General features: G+C 71.5%; 23 protein-coding genes and 1 pseudogene. 14 read left to right on the forward strand and 10 right to left on the reverse strand.

The window, feature by feature from the left end; translation table 11 throughout:
- Nucleotides 1–47: 47 nt before the first annotated feature.
- The 5 genes from IF655_RS17475 (at nt 48) to IF655_RS17495 (ending at nt 3,570) form a co-directional block, all read left to right on the forward strand.
- Nucleotides 48–623, forward strand: a complete 576-nt coding sequence (locus IF655_RS17475; protein WP_199585740.1) for a hypothetical protein — start codon at nt 48–50, stop codon at nt 621–623.
- A gap of 171 nt (nt 624–794) precedes the next feature.
- Nucleotides 795–1,091 (forward strand): putative ATP-grasp-modified RiPP, encoded by a 297-nt coding sequence (tgmA, locus tag IF655_RS17480; RefSeq protein ID WP_199585741.1) that lies wholly within the window; start codon nt 795–797, stop codon nt 1,089–1,091.
- Between the two features lie 183 nt (nt 1,092–1,274).
- Complete coding sequence (locus IF655_RS17485; protein WP_307814953.1) at nt 1,275–2,048, forward strand: RimK domain-containing protein; 774 nt, start codon at nt 1,275–1,277, stop codon at nt 2,046–2,048.
- Entirely contained in the window at nt 2,048–3,184 is a 1,137-nt protein-coding gene (locus tag IF655_RS17490; protein WP_307814955.1) for a protein-L-isoaspartate(D-aspartate) O-methyltransferase, read from the forward strand. The genes IF655_RS17485 and IF655_RS17490 overlap by 1 nt, the downstream gene beginning before the upstream one ends.
- A gap of 65 nt (nt 3,185–3,249) precedes the next feature.
- On the forward strand, nt 3,250–3,570 hold the full coding sequence (locus tag IF655_RS17495; protein ID WP_199585742.1) for a DUF6087 family protein: 321 nt from the start codon (nt 3,250–3,252) through the stop codon (nt 3,568–3,570).
- Nucleotides 3,571–3,605: 35 nt separating this feature from the next.
- Here IF655_RS17495 and IF655_RS31800 read toward each other — a convergent pair whose 3' ends face one another.
- Nucleotides 3,606–3,854, reverse strand: coding sequence for a helix-turn-helix domain-containing protein (locus tag IF655_RS31800; RefSeq protein ID WP_374100295.1), 249 nt, complete (start codon nt 3,852–3,854; stop codon nt 3,606–3,608).
- A gap of 276 nt (nt 3,855–4,130) precedes the next feature.
- On the opposite strand from IF655_RS31800, the gene IF655_RS17505 reads away from it, so the two are divergent.
- A complete protein-coding gene (locus IF655_RS17505) occupies nt 4,131–4,541 on the forward strand; it encodes a hypothetical protein (RefSeq protein WP_199585744.1) in 411 nt (136 codons plus the stop codon).
- On the opposite strand, the gene IF655_RS17510 is transcribed toward IF655_RS17505, so the two are convergent.
- Nucleotides 4,538–5,053, reverse strand: coding sequence for a DinB family protein (locus IF655_RS17510; protein ID WP_199585745.1), 516 nt, complete (start codon nt 5,051–5,053; stop codon nt 4,538–4,540). The genes IF655_RS17505 and IF655_RS17510 overlap by 4 nt on opposite strands.
- A 36-nt stretch (nt 5,054–5,089) precedes the next feature.
- Nucleotides 5,090–5,307, reverse strand: a pseudogene (locus IF655_RS17515) (transcriptional regulator); the annotation flags it as partial.
- A 184-nt stretch (nt 5,308–5,491) separates the two neighbouring features.
- On the opposite strand from IF655_RS17515, the gene IF655_RS17520 reads away from it, so the two are divergent.
- Nucleotides 5,492–6,619 (forward strand): DUF4241 domain-containing protein, encoded by a 1,128-nt coding sequence (locus tag IF655_RS17520; RefSeq protein WP_199585746.1) that lies wholly within the window; start codon nt 5,492–5,494, stop codon nt 6,617–6,619.
- A 43-nt stretch (nt 6,620–6,662) separates the two neighbouring features.
- Here the strand turns inward: IF655_RS17520 and IF655_RS17525 are convergent, their stop codons facing one another.
- The gene (locus tag IF655_RS17525; protein ID WP_199585747.1) at nt 6,663–7,721 is read right to left on the reverse strand and encodes a LacI family DNA-binding transcriptional regulator; all 1,059 of its coding nucleotides are present in this window, start codon (nt 7,719–7,721) and stop codon (nt 6,663–6,665) included.
- Nucleotides 7,722–8,098: 377 nt separating this feature from the next.
- On the opposite strand from IF655_RS17525, the gene IF655_RS17530 reads away from it, so the two are divergent.
- From IF655_RS17530 to IF655_RS17545, 4 genes are all read left to right on the forward strand, one after another.
- The gene (locus tag IF655_RS17530; RefSeq protein WP_199585748.1) at nt 8,099–9,418 is read left to right on the forward strand and encodes an ABC transporter substrate-binding protein; all 1,320 of its coding nucleotides are present in this window, start codon (nt 8,099–8,101) and stop codon (nt 9,416–9,418) included.
- Nucleotides 9,415–10,437, forward strand: coding sequence for a carbohydrate ABC transporter permease (locus IF655_RS17535; protein WP_199585749.1), 1,023 nt, complete (start codon nt 9,415–9,417; stop codon nt 10,435–10,437). The genes IF655_RS17530 and IF655_RS17535 overlap by 4 nt, the downstream gene beginning before the upstream one ends.
- On the forward strand, nt 10,434–11,333 hold the full coding sequence (locus IF655_RS17540; protein ID WP_199585750.1) for a carbohydrate ABC transporter permease: 900 nt from the start codon (nt 10,434–10,436) through the stop codon (nt 11,331–11,333). Before IF655_RS17535 ends, IF655_RS17540 begins: the two co-directional genes overlap by 4 nt.
- Before the next feature lie 124 nt (nt 11,334–11,457).
- Nucleotides 11,458–12,957, forward strand: coding sequence for a GH1 family beta-glucosidase (locus tag IF655_RS17545; protein ID WP_206776004.1), 1,500 nt, complete (start codon nt 11,458–11,460; stop codon nt 12,955–12,957).
- Nucleotides 12,958–13,124: 167 nt separating this feature from the next.
- On the opposite strand, the gene IF655_RS17550 is transcribed toward IF655_RS17545, so the two are convergent.
- The 3 genes from IF655_RS17550 to IF655_RS17560 form a co-directional block, all read right to left on the reverse strand.
- A complete protein-coding gene (locus IF655_RS17550; RefSeq protein WP_199585751.1) occupies nt 13,125–14,564 on the reverse strand; it encodes a cellulose binding domain-containing protein in 1,440 nt (479 codons plus the stop codon).
- A gap of 220 nt (nt 14,565–14,784) precedes the next feature.
- Complete coding sequence (locus IF655_RS17555; protein WP_199585752.1) at nt 14,785–16,161, reverse strand: HAMP domain-containing sensor histidine kinase; 1,377 nt, start codon at nt 16,159–16,161, stop codon at nt 14,785–14,787.
- Nucleotides 16,158–16,865: a response regulator transcription factor gene (locus IF655_RS17560; RefSeq protein ID WP_199585753.1), complete on the reverse strand. Its 708-nt coding sequence runs from the start codon at nt 16,863–16,865 to the stop codon at nt 16,158–16,160. Before IF655_RS17560 ends, IF655_RS17555 begins: the two co-directional genes overlap by 4 nt.
- Nucleotides 16,866–16,976: 111 nt before the next feature.
- Between IF655_RS17560 and IF655_RS17565 the strand changes: the two genes are divergently transcribed.
- Both IF655_RS17565 and IF655_RS17570 read left to right on the forward strand, forming a co-directional pair.
- Complete coding sequence (locus IF655_RS17565; RefSeq protein ID WP_199585754.1) at nt 16,977–17,513, forward strand: hypothetical protein; 537 nt, start codon at nt 16,977–16,979, stop codon at nt 17,511–17,513.
- 38 nt (nt 17,514–17,551) lie between these two features.
- On the forward strand, nt 17,552–18,226 hold the full coding sequence (locus IF655_RS17570; RefSeq protein ID WP_199585755.1) for a hypothetical protein: 675 nt from the start codon (nt 17,552–17,554) through the stop codon (nt 18,224–18,226).
- A gap of 10 nt (nt 18,227–18,236) precedes the next feature.
- Here IF655_RS17570 and IF655_RS17575 read toward each other — a convergent pair whose 3' ends face one another.
- Nucleotides 18,237–19,109, reverse strand: coding sequence for a spermidine synthase (locus tag IF655_RS17575; RefSeq protein WP_199585756.1), 873 nt, complete (start codon nt 19,107–19,109; stop codon nt 18,237–18,239).
- Nucleotides 19,110–19,607: 498 nt separating this feature from the next.
- A complete protein-coding gene (locus IF655_RS17580) occupies nt 19,608–20,015 on the reverse strand; it encodes a hypothetical protein (protein WP_199585757.1) in 408 nt (135 codons plus the stop codon).
- Between the two features lie 263 nt (nt 20,016–20,278).
- On the opposite strand from IF655_RS17580, the gene IF655_RS17585 reads away from it, so the two are divergent.
- Nucleotides 20,279–21,760, forward strand: coding sequence for a hypothetical protein (locus tag IF655_RS17585; RefSeq protein ID WP_199585758.1), 1,482 nt, complete (start codon nt 20,279–20,281; stop codon nt 21,758–21,760).
- Nucleotides 21,761–21,883: 123 nt separating this feature from the next.
- Here IF655_RS17585 and IF655_RS17590 read toward each other — a convergent pair whose 3' ends face one another.
- Nucleotides 21,884–22,480 (reverse strand): histidine phosphatase family protein, encoded by a 597-nt coding sequence (locus IF655_RS17590; protein WP_199585759.1) that lies wholly within the window; start codon nt 22,478–22,480, stop codon nt 21,884–21,886.
- Nucleotides 22,481–22,493: the final 13 nt, after the last annotated feature.

Here is a 22,493-nt window from a genome sequence, read left to right on the forward strand (position 1 = left end):
GGTCCGGGGGCTGGGCAAGGCTCATAAACAGCCGGGGAGGCATCGCCGTGCCGCAGGAAACTGACGATCTGCCCGCGCCGCCGTCCCTGTCGTCGCTCGGAGGGGCGGCCCATGTCCGCTCTGAGCCTGACCCGCCCGAAGCCGTCATCTCCTGGCTGTCCGGCACGCACGCGCAGCCGCAGGTAGTGCTTCGGAGCTGGACCAGGTTCGGGAGCGCGTTACTGCCGCTCGGCGGGCGATTCGGGGCGGTGCGCATCCCCGCCGACATCCTGCACACCGCCGTGGACAGCGACGATGACAAGGTGATCGCCGCCGCTGCCCGCGACACCCTGCGCGGTCCGATCATCGCCGGAGCGTTCGCCCGCCAGCGGGCCTACTGGGCGCTCGCCCCCTGGCGGCCACTCACTTACTGGCCCGACTTCCTCACCAGCACCCCCTACTTGGGCCCGGGCCACCACCTGACCGTGCCGTCCCTCACCAGGGTCAACCCGCCCATTCCTTACTGGGTCGCGCCGCCGCGGTACCGCTACGACCTCTGCTCCCTCGAGCACGTCTTCAACCTCGTCATCCGCGCCTGGGCCGGGCAGAACCGTCCGGGCTCGACCCGGACGCCGACCGGGTAGGCCGCGAAGTCTTCTGCCCGGCGACTCGGTGCCGCCTGTTCCCGGCCCTCGGGCAGAGCACAACTCCCGGCGCAGAGCGCACAGCTCGAAGCGCTCCCCTGCGGCAAGGCATCCGCTCCGCGCCGGGTCGTTCCCGCACTCCGTGCACGACCGAATTGATGGGAGAAGCACATGACCACCGCTCTCGACCGCGAGGCGTTCCCGCTCGCACCGCCCGGAGGACGTATCCCGCACAGCGAGGAGGCGCCGTCCGAGTCGCAGACCCGTCCATGGGCGCTGCGGTTCGCCCGCGTCCCCGACTCCACCAACGCCATCCGCCTCCCGCAGCACCACTACGACCGCGACCGGCAGGTCAACCTGTCGTACGACGGCGGCCTGTTGACCTGCATGGCGAACACGCACACGCCGACCGTTCCGGACGGCAACGTCAAGAACCCGCCGCCGCTGGACGAGGGGGCGAAGGACTGATGAACTCGCCCGTCCTGATCATCGCGGCCAACGACGACTGGCCCACGGACCGCGTCGTCACAGAGCTGACCGAACGGGGTGTCGAGGTGTTCCGCATGGACACCGCCGACTTCCCGCAGCAGCTCGCTCTGGCCGCGCGGATCGACCAGTTAACTGAGTGGACGGGCCACCGAGCACCGGGCGGTGGATCTGTCCCGGGTCGGCGCGGTCTACTACCGCGCCCCCGGGGCGTTCCGGTTCCCCGAGAACATGTCCGGCCCGGAGAAGAGGTTCGCCGCCGCCCAGGCGCGCGCCGGTCTCGGCGGGGTCTTGTCGGCGCTGGAGTGCCGCTGGGTGAACCACCCCACCACCATGGCCCGCGCCGAGTACAAGCCGGTACAGCTCGCCGCCGCCCGCGCGTGCGGACTGAGCGTCCCGCCTACCATGCTCACCAATTCCCCTGCAGCGGTACGCGACTTCGTCGCTCGGGCGGACGGCGGCATCGTGTGCAAGCCGGTGGCCTCGCCCGTACTCATCGAGGACGGGCAGCTCAAGTCCGTCTACACCCACCGCCTGGCCCCCGGCGACCTCACCGACCTGGACGGCATCGACACCACCGCGCACCTGTTCCAGGCGTGGGTGCCGAAGGATCACGAAGTCCGGCTGACCGTGGTCGGCCGTCGGATGTTCGCGGCCGCGATCCACGCGGGCAGCGACGCCTCTCACGAGGACTGGCGCAGCGACTACGGGTCCCTCAGCTACTCCGTCACCGCCGTGCCCGACGACGTGGCCGCGGGAATGGGCCGTCTCATGCGCCGACTCAAACTGGCTTACGGCGCGGCCGACTTCGTGGTCGGTCCCGATGGCACGTGGACGTTCCTGGAGGTCAACCCGTGCGGGCAATGGGACTGGATCCAGGCCGAGACCGGCCTACCGATCGTCCAGGCGCTCGCCGACGAGCTACAAGGAGTCATCTGATGCACATGGACTGGAAGCCGTACGCGGCCGACCTCGCAGCAGAGGCTGCCCACTCCAGCTCGGCCTGGTGGACAGCGGTCGCCGATATTCCCCGCCACTTCTTCGTCCCCCGCTGGTTCGTGCCGGGTGGCGGTGGCTGGACCGCCGTGGACGGCCCCGCCAACGAGGAGGCGTGGGTGAAGGCCGCGTACTCGGACACCACGCTCGTCACCCGCGTCGGGCCCGTCCACGCCGACCACACCCCCGACGGGCAGGTGGTCACCGGGCACCCCACGTCGTCGTCGACGTTGCCCGGCCTGGTCGTATCGATGCTCGAACACGGCCGCGTCATGCAGGGCAACCGGCTGCTCGACCTGGCCACCGGCTCCGGATACAGCGCCGCTCTCGCCTGCGACCTGCTCGGCGACCGGCTGGTGACCACGATGGACGTTGACCCATACCTCACGGAGGCCGCCTCCGACCGCCTCGACTGCATCGGCCATCACCCCGATGTGTTCACGGGTGACGCGGCCGGGGAACTCCCCGGCACCTTCGACCGGATCGTGTCCATGGTGTCCGTGCCCCGCATCCCCGCCACCTGGCTCCACGCCCTCGCGCCGGGCGGCCGCCTGGTGACCACCATCGCGGGCACCGGACTGATCGTCACCGCCGACAAAACCCCGGACGGCGGCGCGACCGGCCGGGTCGAATGGGACCGGGCGGCGTTCATGACCACCCGCACCGGCGACGACTACCCGCCCGCGCTCAACGACCTGTTCACCAGGGCCAGCACCGACGACGGCGAGGTCAGCCTGTCCTCCCTCCCTGTGCTGGATGTGATGCAGGCGTGGGAGGTGTGGTCCATGCTCTCCCTGACCGCGCCCGGCATCGAGCACCGTAACGGCAGCGACGACGACGGCGCCCGCATGACCTGGATGTTGCACCCCGACGGCTCCTGGGCCCGCGCCCGCACCGCACCCGGCGAGCGCACGGCGACCGTCTACCAAGGTGGCCCGCGTCGCCTGTACGACATCCTCGACAAGATCCGCTGGCGCTGGGTGGAGACCGGTCAACTCCCGGTCTACGGAGCGGAGGTCACCGTCGCACCCGACGGTGAGACCACGCTGGCACGTGGCGGATGGACGGCCACTCTCTGAACCAGCCTTCCCCACAGCCGCGTTGGCGGGACACACTGGATCGCGCAGTCAGAAAGGAGCGCCGCGTGGCGGACGACAACGAGCCTTTGGACCAATGGGCCGCACGCCGTGACGCCCGCCGCCCTGAGCAGGGCGAGCGGCGAGCGGCGTCCCTCGGTAACGAACCCACCGGCGCGCATGTCCACCCGGATGCGCCGCGCGGTGTAGAGGAATGGGACGGACAGGACTGGGTGCCGACCGGCGTGAGCGAAGACCACTCCGCTGCGATTGCTGAAGCTGGTACGGACGCGGATTCCCGCGCTCAGAGAGTGCCGCTTCCCGACTACGGGCGGCTCCCGCAGATGCCTGAGCCGTACCGGCCGACAATCCCGTTCTACCGTCCCTGACCCGGGCCGCCTACTCGCGTCCCGAGGTATCACACCTAGTGGTCCGGCCGCCCTCGCCCCTCCGACGAGGGCGGCCGTTCCGTGAAGAGATCTTCGATCGGCATGCCGAGGACGTATGTGAGCCGGAGCAGGACTTCGAGGGTGGGGTCGCTGCGGCCGGCCTCGATGGCCTGCAGAGTTTTCCGATCGACATCCGCCTGGAGGTACACGTGCTGCTGCTTGAGGTTCTGATGGAGCCTTTCGGCTCGGAGACGGTCACTGACCCTGCGCCGGTACGGGGGCATCCGCAGTCGTCGCTCGTAGACCACCAGGCCATGAGCTGATAGGTCGACAGGAGCCCGAGCCTGTCGCGTAGTGTCCCCAGCTCCTGGTTGACCGTACGGACAGCGTCATCGAACGGGGGTACTTTGTCCAACCTCTCGACACCCTTGCAGGTCAACTGTGTAAAAAATGGGTTCAAGTCCCGTCACTCACCCTGATGGACTTTGGGCCGATCCGTTCCGACGGATCGGCCCAAAGTCGTTTCCGCACCGGGCACCCTCTCTGCCACCCTCTCTGTCATGTCCGCACGAAACCGCCGCCTGCCCCGCGGCCTCGCCTGGCCCCTCACCACGACCGACATCACTGAACACCTGGGTCCGCTCATGAGTGAGGTCAGAGATCTGGACTTCCTCACCGGCCCGGCCGGCGGAACCATCGTCCTGAGCGCGTCCTGGACAGCCCCCCTCCCCCGCACCTACGGCCGTAGCATCCACCCCGACTCGGTCGGCTTCTCCCTCTACGTCCACCCGGTCCCCACCCCCCAACGCGCCACCACCCGCCCCCTCCTCCGCACCCAGGCCCTCCCCCAGCTCCACACCTGGATCACCCAGTCCCTCACCGCCACCGAAACCTGGCGCCTGACCCCTCACCAGAGGTACTGGCATCTGACGGACGGGCGGCTGACGCACGTGGACGAGACGACGGGCTAGGCGCCGGTCCGCCCGTCCACAAGCTCCCGTACGACATCGAGGTGACCGTTGTGCCGGGAGGTCTCCTCGATGAGGTGCAGGATCACCCAGCGGAGATCGACGTGCCGCCCGTCCCCGATGGGCCGCTTCGCCTTCGCGTCCAGCTCGTACTCGGACACCAACCGGCGATAACGGTCGCTCTGCTCCTCGTACTCGGCGAGCAACTGCCCCAACGGAACGTCGACCGCCGTCCGCATCTCCGGATCCGGATCGTCCTCGGTGGCACCGGCCAGCGGTCCCTGAAGCTCCTCCCCGAGGAACATCACCTGGACCCAGTAGTACTCCACCCACCGCAGATGACTGATCAACCCACACAACGTCATCAACGGCGACCCCGGCAACGGCGCCTTCCGCGCATCCTCCTCCGACACCCCCTCACACTTGGCCCGCGCGGTGTCCCGGGCGTAGTCGAGGAACGTGGTGAGCTGCGCACGCTCGTCCCACGTGGGGGGCGTGTCGGTTCGTCTGGTCATCGGGGGAGTCTGGCGGGACGGGGGGCGCGTGTCGACTCAGTTCCTCGGGCGGTCCAGCGCCTCGATGGCGCGGCGGATCAGAGTTCGGGCGTCGGGGCCGTAGACGGCCATGGAGCGGAGCTGTTCGAACGCCGCCAAGTGGAGTTCGATCTCAGACGGTTGGGGGTTCCGTACGCCGTGTCCGTGGGGATGATGCCGAGGGAGACCTGCGGGAGGGCGCCGGCGGTGAGCAGGTAGCCGAGCTGTGCGGCCATTCACCTGGGGCGGCCCATTTCGTCGGTACCCCCATGCCGCCGGCCTCCGACAATCCTGTGTGTCACACCCCACTGGCAGACTGACGGCACGGCGAAGCTTCGGATGCTCGGGGGGAGATGTGCGGCTGTGATGGTGGACAGTCTTGATGTGTCGTACGGCGAGACGTGGGGTTCTCATCCGGGAATGACCCATCCGGACCCGATGTCGCGCGCGGTGGCGGCACGCAAGCATGCCGCCGGGAAGGATTACGCGGTTCTGCTGTCCGCGGGGGAGCGACCGCTGGCGCTGGTCGAATTCTGGCCGCGCCGGATGTGGCGTGTGTATCTGTTCGACGACAGGTCCTGGCGCATGCAGATGATCGACCTCAAGCCGCACGGCACGGGGATGCTGCTGGCTCACCGGAACGTCCGATGGCAGTTCGCGGGCGAGCGGGAACACGCGTCCGGGAAGCGGGATATTACGGAGACGACGACCGTCTCGGCCGACGGGCAGGTCGAGGTGAGGTCCGAGGTCGCCGGGCCGAGGGGAGCGTCGACGGAGCCCTCGCGCGCCGGCACATCCGGACCGTTCCCGGCGCCCGTCGAGGACTTCCTCTACCCCGTACCGGAATTCGGCGACTGGCAGGTGTTCGCACCGCTCCTCGCCCAGCAGGGCCACGAGCCCGCCACGACCGTCGTCCTGAACGACGTGTCGGTGGACGAAGGGGCGGGACCGCTGCGCGCCACCGGGATCGAGCAACTGTTCAGTCCGGGTGCGTGCGACACTCCGGACGGCCCGGGCGTCGTCGAGCCCGTCGACGCCGGTCTGCTGCGGATCACGTCAGGGCGGCTGGCGGTCTCGGACCCCGGCTGGATCGACGAGAACGCGCGGGGCGTCGCCGTGCCACCGGGCGAGTTCCCGGTCACGCTGTCGCTGTTGCGCACGGCACGCGAGGTCGGTGTCGCCGCGGCCAGGGTGACGTTCCTGGACGTCCCGCCCAGCGAGTGGGACATGCTCCTCCGGCCCGACGAGGACCTCGGGCTGCTCGGCGAGGGCCAGTTCCACGGGGTCGGCGTGGACACCGGCACAGCGGCTTTCCTGGATGCGACGCGCAGGGTGACCGAAGAGCAGTTGGACGAGGACGTGTTCCTGCCCCTCGACAGCAAGTTCAGCGTCGAACTGCCCGGCACGGAGTCCGGGCCGAACCTCATCGCCTTCCGTGCCGGCCGGGGCGACGGGTCCTACCCCGTCTGGATCGGCCGCACCGACGACGGACAGGTCGGCTGCGTCGTCGTCGACTTCCAGCTCCGGTCCGCCGACGGGGAGAAGTAGGAGGTCCTGAGAGAAGAGAACAGGGCTCGCTCCGGGGCGGCGACTACGCCGACTCCCGCCCCACCAGCTCCGTGGGCAGCACCACATGCCGCCGCTCCAGCCCTCGCGCAGCCGCCGGGCGGCGGTCCGCGATCTCCTCCAGGAGCAGCCCGATCATCGCCCGCCCCATCTCCTGGATGGGCTGGCGGACGCTGGTCAGGGGTGGGTCCATGTGGCGGGCGATGGCGGAGTCGTCGTAGCCGACCAACGCCACGTCCTCGGGGATGCGGCGGCCCGCTTCGCGCAGGACGCGGCGGGCGCCGGCGGCGGTGACGTCGGAGCCCGCGAAGACCGCGTCCAGGTCGGGGCGGCGCCTCAACAGCTCGGTCATCGCGCGGCGGCCGCCGTCCTCGGTGAAGTCGCCGGGTTCGAGGAGGAGTTCGTCCACGCCCACGCCCGCCTCGCGCAGCGCGTCCCGGTAGCCGTCCGCCCGTCGCTGCGCGCCGTAGACGTCGGGGCGGCCGGTGATGTGGGCGATGCGGCGGCGACCGCGGGCGAGCAGGTGGGAGACCGCCGAGTGGGCGCCGCCGTAGTTGTCGGAGTCGACCGAGGTGAGGGTCTCGCCCGCCGAGCGGGGACCGCTGATGACGGCCGGGATCTCCAGGCGGTCGAGGAGGTCGGGGAGGGGGTCGTCGGCGTGGACGGAGACCAGGAGGACGCCGTCGACGCGGTGGGCGGAGAGGTAGTCCGCGAGCCGCTGCCGCTTGCGGTCGCTGCCCGCGAAGATCAGGAGCAACTGCCATTCGGTGTCGGCGAGTTCGGCACCGACTCCGCTCAGCATGTCGGAGAAGTACGGCTCCGCGAAGAAGCGGGTCTCCGGCTCGGGGACGACCAGCGCGATGGAGTCGGTGCGGTTGGCGGCCAGCGCGCGGGCGGCGGTGTTGGGGACGTAGCCCAGCTCCTCGACGGCGGCTTCGACGGCGGCGCGGGTCGCGTCGCTGACCCGGGGGGAGCCGTTGATCACCCGGGAGACCGTGCCCCGGCCCACCCCGGCACGGGCGGCCACCTCCTCGAGCGTGGGCCGTCCCCCACTCCGGCCGCCCCGCGCTCCGTGGCTCGCCATGGCCTCCGCCTTTCCCGCCGTACCCGTACCCGCACCCGAACTCGTCCGACAGCCCGCGCCTCGGGCCTTACCCGCCCCCGGCCTGGAATGTAACAGTGCCCTGCGGCAACGCCACCCGGTCCGTGCCGCCTTGCCGCGCCGGACTATTTAACAGCCCGATAACTGAAGGGACTTGGGCATGCGCACTCCCTTGACACCCCGCCCCGGACGGACGACCCTTCAACACATCACTCGTGGGAGCGCTCCCACGGTACCTGACACCTACACATCCCGCACGTTCCCCGCCCGAGCCGCAGTGCGTACGAACGGGCCCAGCTCCAGCAGTAGTTCCATGCAGTTGGCCGGGGGGTCGGCACGTCAGGCAACAGGAGGACGCAATGCGCACGAGCATCCGCAGGTCTCGCGGAACGGTGGCCCTGATGGCCGCCGCCGCGCTGACCACGGGGCTGCTGGCCGGTTGCTCCAAGGACTCGGACGACGGCTCGTCGAACGCGGACGGCGGTGGCGGCGGCAAGACCACGCTGACCGTCGGCACCTTCGGCGTCTTCGGCTACAAGCAGGCCGGCCTGTACGACGAGTACATGAAGCTCCACCCGGACATCACCATCAAGGAGAACGTCACCACCCGTACCGACGTGTACTGGCCGAAGGTGCTCACCCGCCTCCAGGCGGGCGCGGGCACCGACGACATCCAGGCCATCGAGGTCGGCAACATCACCGAGGCGGTGCAGACGCAGGCGAACAAGTTCGTCGACCTCGGCAAGGACGTCGACAAGTCCCAGTGGCTGGACTGGAAGCTCGCCCAGGCCACCACCAAGGACGGCAAGCTCATCGGTCTCGGCACGGACACCGGTCCGATGGCGGTCTGTTACCGCAAGGACCTCTTCGCCAAGGCAGGTCTGCCCACCGACCGCACCAAGCTCGCCGAGCTGTGGAAGGGCGACTGGTCGAAGTACGTCGACCTCGGCAAGAAGTACATGAAGAAGGCGCCGAAGGGCACCAAGTACGTCGACTCGGCGGCCTCGGTGTACAACGCGGCGGTGGGCGGCGCCTCCGAGCGGAACTACGACAAGGACGGCAAGGTCGTCTGGGACAAGTCCCCCGGTGTGAAGGCCGCGTGGGACGCCGCGATGAGCGTGGCGACCAGCAACATGTCCGCCAAGCTGAAGCAGTTCGACCCGACCTGGGACAACGGCTTCGCCAACGCCTCCTTCGCCACGGTCGCCTGCCCTGCCTGGATGATCGGCTACATCGAGCAGAAGTCCGGTGACTCGGGCAAGGGCAAGTGGGACGTGGCGCCCGCCCCGGCGGCGTCCAACTGGGGCGGTTCCTTCCTCGGCGTGCCGACCGCGAGCAAGCACCAGAAGGAGGCGGTCGCCCTGGCGAAGTGGCTGACCGCGCCCGCGCAGCAGGCCAAGGTCTTCGCCAAGCAGGCCAGCTTCCCGTCCACCCCGGCGGCGTACGCGGACCTGAAGCCCGCGGCGGACACCACCGCGTACTTCTCCGACGCGCCGCTCACGCAGATCTTCTCCGACGCCGCGAAGACCATCCCGGCCCAGCCGCTCGGTCCGAAGGACAAGCCGATCGACGGCGCGATCAGCGACATCGGCATCCTCCAGGTCGAGCAGAAGGGCAAGTCCCCGGCCGAGGGCTGGAAGGCGGCGTCCGCCGAGATCAAGGACGTGCTCGGCCAGTGACGTCCAAAGAGGCTCTCGCGCATCCCGCGTCGAGCGCCGAGGCCGCGCCCGGCACCCCGCCGGGCGCGGCCCGGGGCGCTCGGGACCGCGGTGCGCCGGCCGCGCCCGTCTCCTGGCGCAGCCGGCTCTACCGCTGGGACACCAAGGCGTCGCCGTACGCGTTCGTGTCCCCCTTCTTCCTGCTGTTCGCGGCGTTCACCCTGGTCCCGCTGCTCTACACGGCCTGGTACTCGCTGCACGACGTACAGCTCTCGGCGCTCGACCACCAGTCCTGGACCGGTTTCGCGAACTACCGCAACCTGCTCTCCTCGGAGTTCTTCTGGAACGCGCTGGAGAACACCTTCACCATCGGTGTGATCTCCACGGTCCCGCAGTTGCTGGCGGCGCTCTGGCTCGCCCACATGCTGAACTACCGGCTGCGCGGTTCGACCGTGTGGCGCGTGGTGATGCTGACGCCGTACGCCACCTCGGTCGCGGCGGCGACGCTCGTCTTCACGCTGCTGTACTCGTGGGACGGCGGCATGGTGAACTGGATTCTGCACTTCTTCGGTGTGAACCCGGTCAACTGGCGCGAATCCGACTGGGGTTCGCAGTTCGCGGTGTCCACGATCGTCGTCTGGCGCTGGACCGGCTACAACGCGCTGATCTATCTCGCCGCGATGCAGGCGATCCCGGCGGACCTGTACGAGTCGGCGGCGCTGGACGGAGCCAACCGCTGGCAGCAGTTCCGGCACGTGACCATCCCGCAGCTCAGGCCGACGGTGCTGTTCACCATCGTGGTCTCCACCATCGGCTCCACCCAGCTCTTCGGTGAGCCGCTGCTGTTCGGCGGGGTCAGCGGGTCCAAGGGCGGCTCGGAGCACCAGTACCAGACGCTCGGTCTGTACATGTACGACCAGGGCTGGATCATCGGCAACCTCGGCAAGGCGTCCGCCATCGCGTGGTCGATGTTCCTGATCCTGCTGATCGTCGCGGCGGTCAACCTGCTGTTCACCCGATGGCTGAGGAAGTCCCAATGACCACCAGTGAACTGACCCTGCCGAAGGCGGCGAAGCCGGTGCCCTCGCCCGGGCGGCGCCGGGTCACGGGCGCGGGCAAGCAGTTGCACGCGGGCCCGGTGACGTACGTGGCGCTGACCGTGTTCGCGCTTGTCTCGCTGGCGCCGCTGGTGTGGACGGCGATCGCCGCCTCGCGCACCGACCGGCGGCTCGCGCAGACCCCGCCGCCGCTGTGGTTCGGCGGCAATCTGTTCAAGAACCTCCAGGCGGCGTGGGAGCAGGCGGGGCTCGGCACCGCGATGCTCAACTCGCTGCTGGTGGCGAGCACGATCACCGTGAGCACGGTGGTCTTCGCGACGCTGGCCGGGTTCGCCTTCGCCAAGCTGCGGTTCCGCTTCTCGGGGCTGCTGCTCCTGCTGACCGTGGGCACGATGATGATCCCGCCGCAGCTCGCGGTCGTCCCGCTGTATCTGTGGATGAGCGACTTCGGCTGGTCGAACCAGCTCCAGACGGTGATCCTGCCGAGCCTGGTGACCGCGTTCGGCACGTTCTTCATGCGGCAGTACCTGGTGCAGGCGCTGCCGACGGAGCTGATCGAGGCGGCGCGGGTGGACGGGGCGAGCAGTCTGCGGATCATCTGGCACGTGGTCTTCCCGGCCGCGCGGCCCGCGATGGCGGTGCTCGGGCTGCTGACCTTCGTGTTCGCCTGGAACGACTTCCTGTGGCCGATCATCGCCCTGAACCAGCAGAACCCCACCGTGCAGGTAGCCCTGAACTCGCTCGGCACCGGCTATGTCCCGGACCAGTCGGTGATCATGGCGGGCGCGCTGCTTGGCACGCTGCCGCTGCTGATCGCCTTCCTGCTGTTCGGCAAGCAGATCGTGGGCGGCATCATGCAGGGCGCGATCAAGGGCTGACCGGTTCCGCTCCGGGGGCCGGGTCAGCGTCGCCCCGGCCCCTTCTCCCCTTCCCCAAGGTTCCCCAGGTTCCCCCAGGTCTTGCCGACTCTCGGTCTTCCCGACTCTCGATGGGAGCGCTTCCATGCCCGACTCCTCCCCCACCGCCTCGCCGGTCACCTCCCCCACCGACTCCCCCGCCGCCTCGCCGGTCACCTCCGCCGCCACCTCCCCGGTGACCTTCCCGCCCGGCTTCCTCTGGGGCGCCGCGACCTCCGCGTACCAGATCGAGGGGGCGGTGCGCGAGGGCGGCCGTACGCCGTCGATCTGGGACACCTTCAGCCATACGCCCGGCAAGACGGCGGGCGGGGAGACCGGTGACACCGCCGTCGACCACTACCACCGCTTCCGCGAGGACGTGGCCCTCATGGCGGACCTGGGTCTCGGTGCCTACCGGTTCTCCGTCTCCTGGCCGCGCGTGCAGCCGACCGGGCGGGGTCCGGCCGTCCAGATCGGTCTGGACTTCTACCGCCGCCTGGTCGACGAGCTCCTGGAGAAGGGCATCCAGCCCGCCGTCACCCTCTACCACTGGGACCTCCCCCAGGAGCTGGAGGACGCGGGCGGCTGGCCCGAGCGCGACACCGCCCACCGCTTCGCGGAGTACGCGCAGTTGGTCGGCGAGGCGCTCGGTGACCGCGTGGAGAACTGGATCACCCTCAACGAGCCCTGGTGCAGCGCCTTCCTGGGTTACGGCTCCGGCGTCCACGCCCCCGGCCGCACCGACCCGGTGGCCACCCTGAAGGCGGCCCACCATCTCAACCTCGCGCACGGACTCGGCACCTCGGCGCTGCGCGCGGCGATGCCCGCCCGCAACAAGGTCGCGATCAGCCTCAACTCGGCGGTCGTACGCCCGCTGTCGCAGAGCCCGGCCGACCTCGAAGCCGCCCGCCGCATCGACGACCTCGCCAACGGCGTCTTCCACGGTCCGCTGCTGCGCGGCGCCTACCCGGACTCGCTGCTGAAGGCGACCTCCCGGCTGACCGACTGGTCCTTCGTGCTCGACGGCGACCTGCGCACCGCCAACGCCCCGCTGGACGCGCTCGGTCTCAACTACTACAGCCCCGCCCTCGTCTCGGCCGCCGAAGGCGAGCTGAAGGGACCGCGCGCCGACGGTCACGGCGCGAGCGAGCACTCTCCCTGGCCCGCCGCCGACGACGTCCTCTTCCACCAGACCCCGGGCGAGCGCACCGAGATGGGCTGGACCGTCGACCCGAGCGGACTGTACGACCTGCTCATGCGCTACACCCGCGAGGCACCGGGGCTGCCGCTCTACATCACCGAGAACGGCGCCGCCTACGACGACAAGCCCGACGCCGACGGCCGCGTGCACGACCCCGAGCGCGTCGCCTATCTGCACGGTCACCTCTCCGCCGTACGCCGGGCGCTGGCCGACGGCGCCGATGTGCGCGGGTACTACCTGTGGTCCCTGATGGACAACTTCGAGTGGTCCTACGGCTACGAGAAGCGGTTCGGCGCGGTGTACGTGGACTACGCGACGCTGGAGCGCACGCCGAAGTCGAGCGCGCGGTGGTACGCGGAGGTGGCGCGCACGGGCGCGCTGCCGACGGTGGAGTCGGCGGGCTGAGCCCTCGCCCGTCCGGGCGGACTGCAAGGCGGTACGGCTGTACGGCTGTACGGCGAAGGCCCGGCGGTGTGTGTCACCGCCGGGCCCCCGGGTCATCGGTCGCCGTCAGCCGCCGATCCGTTTCCGCCGATCGGCGCTCCTCTGATCAGTCCCCCCTGATCAGCAGGTCAGTTGTAGGCCGCGAACGCCTTGGAGAAGGCGAACTTGTCCTGGTTGATGGAGCTGCACGTGGCGTCGGCGGTGGGCTTGGTGCCGCCGTCGCACTGCTTGTCGCGGGTGCCGGACCACATGGACAGCGCGCCCAGGCCCTTGGACTTGGCGAAGTTCACGAGCTGGGTGGCGTCCTCGACCTTGAAGATCTCGGAGGCGACGTCGTTGACGCCGATCATCGGGGTGACCGCGACGGTCTTCCATGCGTCCTCCTCGGAGAGACCGAGAACGCCCTTGATCTGCGCCTGGGTGGCGGTGGCGGCCTGCTCGGCCAGGTCGCCCATGTCGCCGCTGAACGCCGGACCGTAGTCCATCGCCATGATGTTGACGGCGTCGACGCGCACGCCGTTGGACTTGGCGTCGGAGAGCAGGTTGACGCCGTCCTGGGTCAGACCCTGGGGCATCACCGGGAGGGTGAAGGAGACGTTCAGGTCGGGGTGGGCGGCCTGGAGCTTGGCGATCGCCTGGGCGCGGCGGGTGTTGGCCGCGGCGTTGGGCAGCGTGGCGCCCTCGATGTCGAAGTCGACCTTGGTGAGCTTGAAGGCGTCCACGGCCTTGCCGTAGGCAGCAGCCAGCGCGTCGGCGGAGGAGCAGGTGGTGGCCAGCTCGGTGCCGGTGGCGCCGCCGAAGGAGACCCGGACGTCGCCGCCCTTGGCGCGCAGGGCGCCGATCTGCGAGGCAACGCCGTCGGCGGTCAGGTCGGAGACACCGCCGAACTTGGGGGTGCAGCCGCCACCGTCGGTGACGAAGGCGAGGTTGAAGTTCTTCACGCCCGTGGCGTCGGCGGTGCCGACGAGGTCGAAGGCGGGGTAGAGCGAGGTGTCCACGTACGGCGCGAAGCCGGCGCTCTTGGTGGTGCCGCTGCCCGTGCTCTGGGTGGGGGCGGGGGTGTCGCTCTTGGTGGGGGCGGGCTGGGTGGGCTCGGCCGAGGGGGTGTCCGTGGGGCGGCCGCTCGGCTCGGGGGTGGCGGTGGAGTCGGCGGAACACGAGGTGCCGTCGATCTGGCAGCCGGTGGGGTCGCCGCCGCCGTTGACCACGAAACCGACGGTGAGGGACTTGCCGGGGGCGATGCCCTCGTCCCACTTGGCGGCCTTCACGGTGACGTGCTGTCCGCTGACGCTGGAGTCGGCGTTCCACAGGGAGCTGAGCTTGGCGCCCTGGGGGAGGTCGAACTCCAGGGTCCAGGACTTCTCGGTCTGGTCGGTGTCGTTGGAGATGACGTACTGGCCGCTGTAGCCGGAGGACCAGTCGCTGTTCTTGGTGTAGACGGCGCCGACACCGGCCGCGTGGGCGATTCCGGTCACGAAGAAGGCGCCGCCACCGGCGACGGCCGCGGCGACGATGCCGCCTATCGCCTTGTTCCTGCCGCTGATCCTGCGCCGGTGCGTGCTGCTCATGCGCGTGCCTGTCTTTCGTAGCGGGGTGGGGGGTGGTGAGGCAGCACGCTACCGATGCGGAATCGGGCAATCGGCTTGATAGGGACGGCCGTTCGAGACCTTAGGGTGCGCTTAAGGAAGAGATCGGGAGCGGTTAAAGGTCGAGACCAATACGCCGGATTCGTGGTCTCCCGGCCGCCTCGGCGGTGTCACGGCGGCGCTCCTCGGGGCGGTCCGTCCGTCAGCGCAGCGCGGGCGTGCGCCTGCGGCGCCGCTCGGTGCCCCGGTGGCCGCGCCGGTCCGGCTTGCGGCCGTCGAGCTGGAGCCAGATGCGCACCTCGGTACCGCCGAGGACCGAGGAGCCGATCCGGACGTCGCCGCCGGTGGACTCCGCCAGCCTGCGGACTATGTCCAGCCCGAGACCCGTCGAGCCCGCCGTGCCGGAACCCTGGCCACGCGCCATGGCGGTCTCCGGGTCGGCTATGCCGGTGCCCGCGTCGGAGACGAGCACGATCACCGCGTCGTCGGCGTTGTGCACGTCCACCGCGAAAGCCGTTCCCTCCGTGGTGTGCCGGAAAACATTGCCGAGCAGGGCGTCGAGAGCAGCGGCGAGGTCGGCGCGGGCGACAGGGACGCGTACCGGACGCTCGGCGCCCGCGACCCGCCACTTGCGACCCTCGTCCTCGGCCAGCGCGGACCAGAACTCCATGCGCTCGCGCACCACTTCGGCCGCGTCGCAGCCCGTGCCAGGGCCCGCGGCGGCCGTCTGCGGCTTGGCCTCGCGGGCGGTGCGGATGATGGTGTCCACCTCGCCCTCCAGTTGGGCGACGGCGGCGCGGGTCTGGTCGGCGGCGGCTCCGGCGCCGAGCGATGCCGCGTTCAGCCGGAGCACGGTGAGCGGGGTGCGCAGCCGGTGCGAGAGGTCGGCGGCCAGCTCGCGCTCGTTGGCGAGGAGCTGGACGACCTGGTCGGCCATGGAGTTGAACGCGACGGCGGCGAGCCGGAGTTCGGTCGGACCGTCCTCGGGCACCCGGGCGCCGAGGTGCCCCTCGCCCAGTTCGCGCGCCCCCTCCACGAGCCGTCGCGCGGGGCGCACCATGCGCACCCCGAGCCGGTCGGCGACCGCGACGGAACCGGCGATCAGCGCGATGCCGACGGCGGCGAGCACCGCCCAGGCCGTGCCGACGCCGTTGCTCATCTCGGCCTCCGGCACCCACACCTCGACCACCGCGATGGCACCGGAGCCGAGCGCGACGGGCTGGAGCAGCGCGGAACCGCCGGGCACCTCGGCGGTGGAGGCACGGCCCATCCGGCGCACCGCCTCGATGTCGCGGGCGGCTGCCCGGCCGTGCCCCAGGTCGGTGGCGGCGCGGCCGTCCTCGGCGGGCAGGTGCACGGCCATGCCGGACTCGACCCCGGCGGCGGCCACCACCCGCTCCAGCTTGTCCCGGTCGGTCGTGATGGACAGCGCGGGAGCGACGGCGGCCGCCTCGCGCTCGGCGTTGGAGAACGCGCGGTCGCGGGCCATCTCCTGGACGACCAGACCGAGCGGCACGGCGAAGGCGACGACGACCATCGTGGTGACCGCGAGACACACCTTGACCAGGGCCCATCTCATCGCGGCGACTCCCCCGCGAGCGGCGGCTCCAGCTTCACGCCGACCCCGCGCAGGGTGTGCAGATAGCGCGGGCGGGCTGCCGTCTCGCCCAACTTGCGTCTGAGCCAGGAGAGATGGACGTCGATGGTCTGGTCGTCGCCGTACGACTGCTGCCAGACCTCGGCGAGCAGTTCCTTGCGCGGGACGACCACGCCGGGGCGCCCGGCGAGGAAGGCGAGCAGGTCGAACTCCCGGCGTGTCAGGTCCAGTCGGCTGCCGTCCAGCTCCGCCTGGCGGCGCAGCGGGTCGACGGTCAGACCGCCGACCCGGATCACCGCCGGGGGCGGTGCCTCCCCGCCGCCGGAGCGGGCGCGGCGCAGCACGGCGGCGATGCGGGCGGAGAGGTGCTCGACGGAGAACGGCTTGGTCAGATAGTCGTCCGCACCGGCGTTGAGCAGCCGGACGATCTCCGTCTCGTCGTCCCGCGCGGTCGCGATGATCACCGGCACGTCGGTGATGCCGCGCAGCATCTTCAGCGCCTCGGAGCCGTCCAGGTCCGGCAGTCCGAGGTCGAGTATGACCACGTCGAACCGGAAGTGGGCGACCTCGCGCAGCGCCTCCAGCGCCGTGCCCACGCTGCGCACGGTGTGGGCGGCGTCGGTGAGATGCCTGATGAGCGCCGAGCGGACGAACTGATCGTCCTCGACCACGAGCACACTTGCCATGCGCCGCACCGTACGCCATGCGGACGAGCCGGGTCGTGGCCTGTGGACAACTCCCTGTGGACAACTAGGGCCCCGTGCGCGGCCGGTGGCGGCTGAGGCAGTATGGCCCCGATGCGCAGAGGACTCGTACACGTACTGGCGTGGCTGCTCGCCACGGGAGCGGCGGTTGCCCTCTCCTGGTGGGGCGTGCACACGGTCATGGCGGGCACGGCGTACGACCCGCCGCGCGCCGTCCCGATCACGGCCGCCGAGGCAGCCGCCGCCCATGCCTCACCGTCCCCGCCCGCCACGAGCCGCCCGTCCCCGAGGTCCGGCGGCACCCCCCGCGCGGCGACCCCCACCCCGTCCCGCCCCCCGGTCCGTACGACCACCCCTTCCTCCAAACCGACCCCCTCCTCCCCCACGACCTCGGCTCCCGCTCCGGCGGGCGACGTCAAGCCGTACGACACCCCCGGTGGCCGCGCGGTCTTCGACGTGGGACCGGCCAGTGCCACCCTCGTCTCCGCGTCCCCGGGGACCGGCTGGTCGATGCAGGTGTGGAAGACGGAGACCTGGATCCGGGTCGAGTTCAGCCGCAGCACGGACCGCGTGACGGTCTTCTGCGACTGGCACGACGGTCCGCCGCACGTGGACGTACAGACGTACTGATCGACGGTCACCGTCCGCCCGGCGGCGAGAATGGCGCCATGACGCAGACGCGCCCCTGGACGTACGACGGCACCGAGCTGGACTGGCTCCACGACCGGCTCGGCCGCCCGGAGCCCGGTCCTGGGCACGTGGTGTCCGAGCTGGTGCCGAGCGGGTTCGAGGCGTACGTGCGGATCTTCCACCGCTTCGAGGCGACGGACGGATCGGGTCACGACCGCACCTGGCGGGCGTGGGCCGAGGATTCGGGCGTCCCCTTCTGCGCCGAACTGTCCCACCACTGGCTGCGGAACGCGGACGACGGTGCGGAACACCCGCTCTGGACGGCCGAGTCCGGCGCGCTCGACAGCGGCAGCCGACGGACGCTCGCCCGCGTGCTCGCCGAGGTGTCAGGTGACCAGCCGGTCCACTTCGCCTACGATCTCGCGGCGTTGCTCTGGGGCGAGGACGAACCACTCGTCCGTACCGGGACTTTGACGGAACTGGCGAGCGTGCGGGAGGCGGTGCGGGACGCGGTCGGGGACAGTGGACCGGAGTTCCGGTGGCCGCGGGACCGCGATTGGGTGGTCACCACCGACTACGACCTGCTGTCGACCTACGTCGGCTGCTCGGCGGAGACGGCCCGACTGCTGCTGGACGAACCCGCGCTCGAAACCCTGCCGGTCACTCCGCCGACCCGCGTCGACCGGGACACCGTGCCGCCGCGAAACCCCTGAGACCGAGCGGTCACCTGGAGCGGAACACTCCCGACGGCGGAGCCGGTGACGCCACCGCCGCGCTGTCCGTCACCGGGGCGGCGCCGCCGGTGAAGTCCAGGAGGGCGCGGCCGTGTTCGACGCGGCCGGGGTGGGGGTCGGAGGCGGCTCGGCGGGTCAACTCCGCCGTGGGGAGCGGGGTGTCGGCGGCGACGAGGATCGCGTTGCCGAAGCGCTTGCCGCGCAGGACCGCCGCGTCGGTGATCAGGGCGAGTTCCGCGAACCGGGCGGCGGCGGTGGCTATTTGACCGCGGAGGTGGGTGAGCGGCGGACCGTCGGCGAGGTTGGCGACGTAGATGCCGGAGGGGCTCAGGGCGCGGCGGACCTCGTCCAGGAACTCGGTGGAGGTGAGGTGGGCGGGGGTGCGGGCGCCGCTGAAGACGTCCGCGACGATCAGGTCGGCCCAGCCGTCCGGCACCTTCGCCAGACCCTCACGGGCGTCGGCCGAGCGCACCCGTATCCGGGAGTTGGGGTCGAGCGGCAGTTCCCGGCGGACCAACTGGACGAGCGCCGCGTCCCGTTCGACGACCTGCTGGGTGGCGCGGGGCCGGGTCGCGGCGACGTAGCGGGCCAGGGTGAGGGCGCCGCCGCCGAGGTGGACGGCGCGCAGCGGCCTGCCGGGCGGCGCGGCGAGGTCGATGACGTGCCCGATGCGGCGCTGGTACTCGAAGGTGAGATGCGCCGGGTCGTCCAGGTCCACGTGCGACTGGGGCGCGCCGTCGACCAGGAGGGTCCAGGCGCGGGAGCGGTCCGGGTCCGGGATCAGCTCGGCGAGCCCCCCGTCGACCGCCTCCACGACAGCCTCGGCGGACGCCCCGCGCCGATTGCTCCTGGCCCTGCCCATCCCCCCATTCTCGCAGGTGACACGGGGGAGCGCCGGACGGGGCCCCGGGGGGCGGCGACCACGACGGCACGGACGCGCCCGGGCCGCAGATCGACGGCGGCGCCACCGACCCCGACTGGCCTCGGCGGCGGGATAAGCGGCGGGCGGCGCGACCCCGACCGACCTCGACGCCGACGCGGCGGCAGCCTTCGGTCAGCGACACCCGGGGCGGCGAGCGGCGCAGCCCTGCCCCGACGCCTACGCGGCGGCGGACCCCGCTCAGGGGCGCCCGAACCGGCAAGCGATGCCTCCTGCCGACCGCCCCGGAGCGGCAGCCGCAGATGGCTCCCACCAGCCTCCCGGCGGCGCTCGGCAGTCCACCTCGGCCTCCCGGCGAACGGTCGCTGTTGTCCGGCTCGCCTTCGATCTCCCGACGAAAGGCCGCTACCGACCGGCTCACCCCGGCCGCGCGGTGAACGGCAGTCGACCCCTCTCGCCAAGCTCAGCGGCAGCGCTCCGTCACCGGCAACTGTCCGCCGCCTCGATCAACCGCGCCGCCTCCCCCAGCGCCCGCCGCAGTACCGCCGGGTCGGTGGCGGGGTCGCCGTCGTCGGGGGGCAGGAGCCAGTCGGAGCCCGCGAGCGGGGGGTCGGGGGTGAGGCGCAGACCGCGGCCCTCGGTGCGGACGCAGGTGCTGCCCGGCAGGTCCCAGCCCGCCGCCGTACCGGCCGGGACCAGGAAGCCGAGGGTGTCGCGGCCGTCGTCGTGCAGGACCGGGCCGACCGCCGCGACCGCGCCCCGGCGCAGGATGTCCACTGCCTCAAGCCCCTGCCGGGTCGGCACCGTCACCAGGTCGCACCCCGCGTCGCCCGGCGCCCGTGACCATGTCGGCGCCGTACAAGGTTCGTTGTTCTGGCTGGTCTCCATGCCGGCCTCCACACGCTGCCCCGTTGCGGTCCATGGGGTACAACGCGCGATGCCGTCAACGGCTACGGCGCAAGTGTGCCGCAAAGGATGGCAGTTCATGGCAGATCGTGGATGAGATATCCGTTTTGTAGCCAAACACTGCGTGTCGGGCCGGACACAGCCGGTACGTTCGTGCCCGCCGGAACCAGGGTGTCGTCCGGGCAGCTCTGCCCGAATTCGCCCCGGCTCGGGCACGGTTCGACGGTTCGTACGAGAGGACCGCCATGGCGTCGTCAACCGAGACCTCGGCGCAGCCCGACCGGCCGCCCCGGCCCAACACCGCCTTCCGGCAGTTGCGCGGCCGCCGTTCCCCCGCGGAGTTCGCCGCGCTGGTACGGCGCGCGGCCCGCGAGATCGGGGAGCGGGTGAGCTGTGACGCGCGCTATGTCGGCAGGGTCGAGGCGGGTGAGATCCGCTGTCCCAACTACGCGTACGAGCGGGTGTTCCTGCACATGTTCCCCGGCCGCACCCTGACCGACCTCGGCTTCGCGCCGCGCTCGGCCGTCCGCGGGCGGGCGGCACGTCCGGCCGCTCCCGCCAGGGAGCGGTCCGGTCCGGCGCCGGCCGCGCGGGAGCAGCCACGGGGCCACCCGTACGACCGGCCGCGCCTGTACGACCCGCACCCGCACGACCCGTACCGCCCGGACGAGCCGGACGAGAACGACCCACTGAACCACGAGGAGAGCGACGTGCTGCGTCGCGCATTCATGACCGGCGGGGGCGCCACGATGGCCGCCGCCGCCCTGGGCCCCCTGGGGCTCACCACGGACGCCTCGGCGGCCGGGACACCGCGCCGCCCCGGCACGACGGAGGCAGCCGCCGTCGAGGAGGCGGTCCGCCGCATCCGGGTGCTCGACGACCAGCACGGCGCCGACGGGCTGTACCGGCACGCCGCCCAGCCGCTGCGCCTCGCCTACGAGCTGCTCGACGCGGGCGCCACCCGGCAGTCCACCGCCGACCGGCTGCACTCGGGCGCCGGTGAACTGGCCATCTCGGTCGGCTGGCTGGCCCACGACTCGGGCCGTTTCGACGACGCCCGCTCGCACTACGCGGAGGCGCTGGCCACCGCCCGGATGACCGGCGACGCGGCTCTGGAGGCGCACGCCTTCTGCAACACGGCGTTCCTCGCGCGGGACGCGGGGCGCCCCCGGGAGGCGGTGCGGGCGGCGCAGGCGGCGCAGCGTGCGGCGCGCCCGCTGGGCTCGCCCCGGCTGATGTCGCTGCTCGCGCTGCGCGAGGCGGGCGGCTGGGCGGGGCTCGCGGACCGCGCGGGCTGCCGTCAGGCGATGGCGCGGGCGCAGGCGCTGTTCGCGCGGGGCGAGTCGGACACCGACCCCGAGTGGATGAGCTTCTACGGGCAGGCCGAGCTGGCGGGTCTGGAGGCGCAGTGCTGGTCGACGCTGGGCGACTGGTGGCGCGCCGCCCGGCACGCGCGGCGCGCGGCGGACCTCCAGGACCCGCACTTCACCCGGAACATCGCGCTGTACACCGCGGAGCTCGCCGACGACCTGGCCCGCGACGGCCGCCCCGACGAGGCAGCCTCCGCCGGACTGCGGGTGCTGGAACTGCTCGCCCAGGTGCAGTCCTCGCGCATCCAGACGATGCTCGCGGGCACCGCGCGCGTGCTGCTGCCGCACCGGCGCGCGTCCGGTGTGTCGGAGTTCCTGGAACGCCACGCGTCGGTGCCGCGCCCCCGGCAGGTCTGAGCGCACGGGCACGCGCGCGTACGGCCGCCTTCCGCGAAGTACGCCACCCCGCGCGCGGAGGAGCCCGCCGACCCGGGCCCGCCGCCCCGCGTCCGTCGCCCTGCGCCCGTCGCCCCGCGCCCGTCAGCCCACCAGGTGCCCCACGTCGTTCCAGTTCTCGATCGCCGGTTCGCCGTAAGCCCAGCCGAGCACCGACAGCGAGGTCGGGTTGAGCCGGATGCGGGCGGCGAAGTCCAGGGGCAGACCGAGCCAGCGGGCGCCGATGGAGCGCAGCATGTGACCGTGGGCGAAGACCAGGACGTCGCGGTCGGCGGAGCGCGCCCACTCGACGACCTCGTCCGCGCGCGCGGTGACGTCCGCGACGCTCTCCCCGCCGGGCACCCCGTCGCGCCAGATCAGCCAGCCGGGGCGGTCGGCGTGGATCTCCGCCGGGGTCAGCCCCTCGTAGGCGCCGTAGTCCCACTCCATGAGCGTGTCCCAGGTGGTCGCGCGCTCGCCGAAACCGGCCAGTTCGCAGGTCTCGCTCGCGCGCACGAGCGGACTGGTGCGCACCTCCGCGTGCGGGAGCCCGCCCAGCGGGGAGCGGTGCAGCCGCTCGCCGAGGAGCTTGGCGCCGCGCCGTCCCTCCTCCAGGAGGGGGATGTCCGTCCTGCCGGTGTGCTTGCCGGACAGCGACCAGGCCGTCTGTCCGTGCCGGGCCAGCAGGATGCGCGGTGCCATGGGAGACCTTTCC

Origin of the sequence: Streptomyces sp. DSM 110735 (assembly GCF_016482685.1) — a bacterium.
GTDB lineage: Bacteria > Actinomycetota > Actinomycetes > Streptomycetales > Streptomycetaceae > Streptomyces.

What these genes read in the sequence shown, in the direction of transcription:
- tgmA (WP_199585741.1), top strand. Translation starts at nt 795, where the DNA reads ATGACCACCGCTCTCGACCGCGAGGCGTTCCCGCTCGCACCGCCCGGA.
- IF655_RS17490 (WP_307814955.1), top strand. Translation starts at nt 2,048, where the DNA reads ATGCACATGGACTGGAAGCCGTACGCGGCCGACCTCGCAGCAGAGGCT.
- IF655_RS31800 (WP_374100295.1), bottom strand. Translation starts at nt 3,854, where the DNA reads ATGCCCCCGTACCGGCGCAGGGTCAGTGACCGTCTCCGAGCCGAAAGG.
- IF655_RS17505 (WP_199585744.1), top strand. Translation starts at nt 4,131, where the DNA reads ATGTCCGCACGAAACCGCCGCCTGCCCCGCGGCCTCGCCTGGCCCCTC.
- IF655_RS17510 (WP_199585745.1), bottom strand. Translation starts at nt 5,053, where the DNA reads ATGACCAGACGAACCGACACGCCCCCCACGTGGGACGAGCGTGCGCAG.
- IF655_RS17520 (WP_199585746.1), top strand. Translation starts at nt 5,492, where the DNA reads ATGACCCATCCGGACCCGATGTCGCGCGCGGTGGCGGCACGCAAGCAT.
- IF655_RS17525 (WP_199585747.1), bottom strand. Translation starts at nt 7,721, where the DNA reads ATGGCGAGCCACGGAGCGCGGGGCGGCCGGAGTGGGGGACGGCCCACG.
- IF655_RS17530 (WP_199585748.1), top strand. Translation starts at nt 8,099, where the DNA reads ATGCGCACGAGCATCCGCAGGTCTCGCGGAACGGTGGCCCTGATGGCC.
- IF655_RS17540 (WP_199585750.1), top strand. Translation starts at nt 10,434, where the DNA reads ATGACCACCAGTGAACTGACCCTGCCGAAGGCGGCGAAGCCGGTGCCC.
- IF655_RS17545 (WP_206776004.1), top strand. Translation starts at nt 11,458, where the DNA reads ATGCCCGACTCCTCCCCCACCGCCTCGCCGGTCACCTCCCCCACCGAC.
- IF655_RS17550 (WP_199585751.1), bottom strand. Translation starts at nt 14,564, where the DNA reads ATGAGCAGCACGCACCGGCGCAGGATCAGCGGCAGGAACAAGGCGATA.
- IF655_RS17555 (WP_199585752.1), bottom strand. Translation starts at nt 16,161, where the DNA reads ATGAGATGGGCCCTGGTCAAGGTGTGTCTCGCGGTCACCACGATGGTC.
- IF655_RS17560 (WP_199585753.1), bottom strand. Translation starts at nt 16,865, where the DNA reads ATGGCAAGTGTGCTCGTGGTCGAGGACGATCAGTTCGTCCGCTCGGCG.
- IF655_RS17565 (WP_199585754.1), top strand. Translation starts at nt 16,977, where the DNA reads ATGCGCAGAGGACTCGTACACGTACTGGCGTGGCTGCTCGCCACGGGA.
- IF655_RS17570 (WP_199585755.1), top strand. Translation starts at nt 17,552, where the DNA reads ATGACGCAGACGCGCCCCTGGACGTACGACGGCACCGAGCTGGACTGG.
- IF655_RS17575 (WP_199585756.1), bottom strand. Translation starts at nt 19,109, where the DNA reads ATGGGCAGGGCCAGGAGCAATCGGCGCGGGGCGTCCGCCGAGGCTGTC.
- IF655_RS17580 (WP_199585757.1), bottom strand. Translation starts at nt 20,015, where the DNA reads ATGGAGACCAGCCAGAACAACGAACCTTGTACGGCGCCGACATGGTCA.
- IF655_RS17585 (WP_199585758.1), top strand. Translation starts at nt 20,279, where the DNA reads ATGGCGTCGTCAACCGAGACCTCGGCGCAGCCCGACCGGCCGCCCCGG.
- IF655_RS17590 (WP_199585759.1), bottom strand. Translation starts at nt 22,480, where the DNA reads ATGGCACCGCGCATCCTGCTGGCCCGGCACGGACAGACGGCCTGGTCG.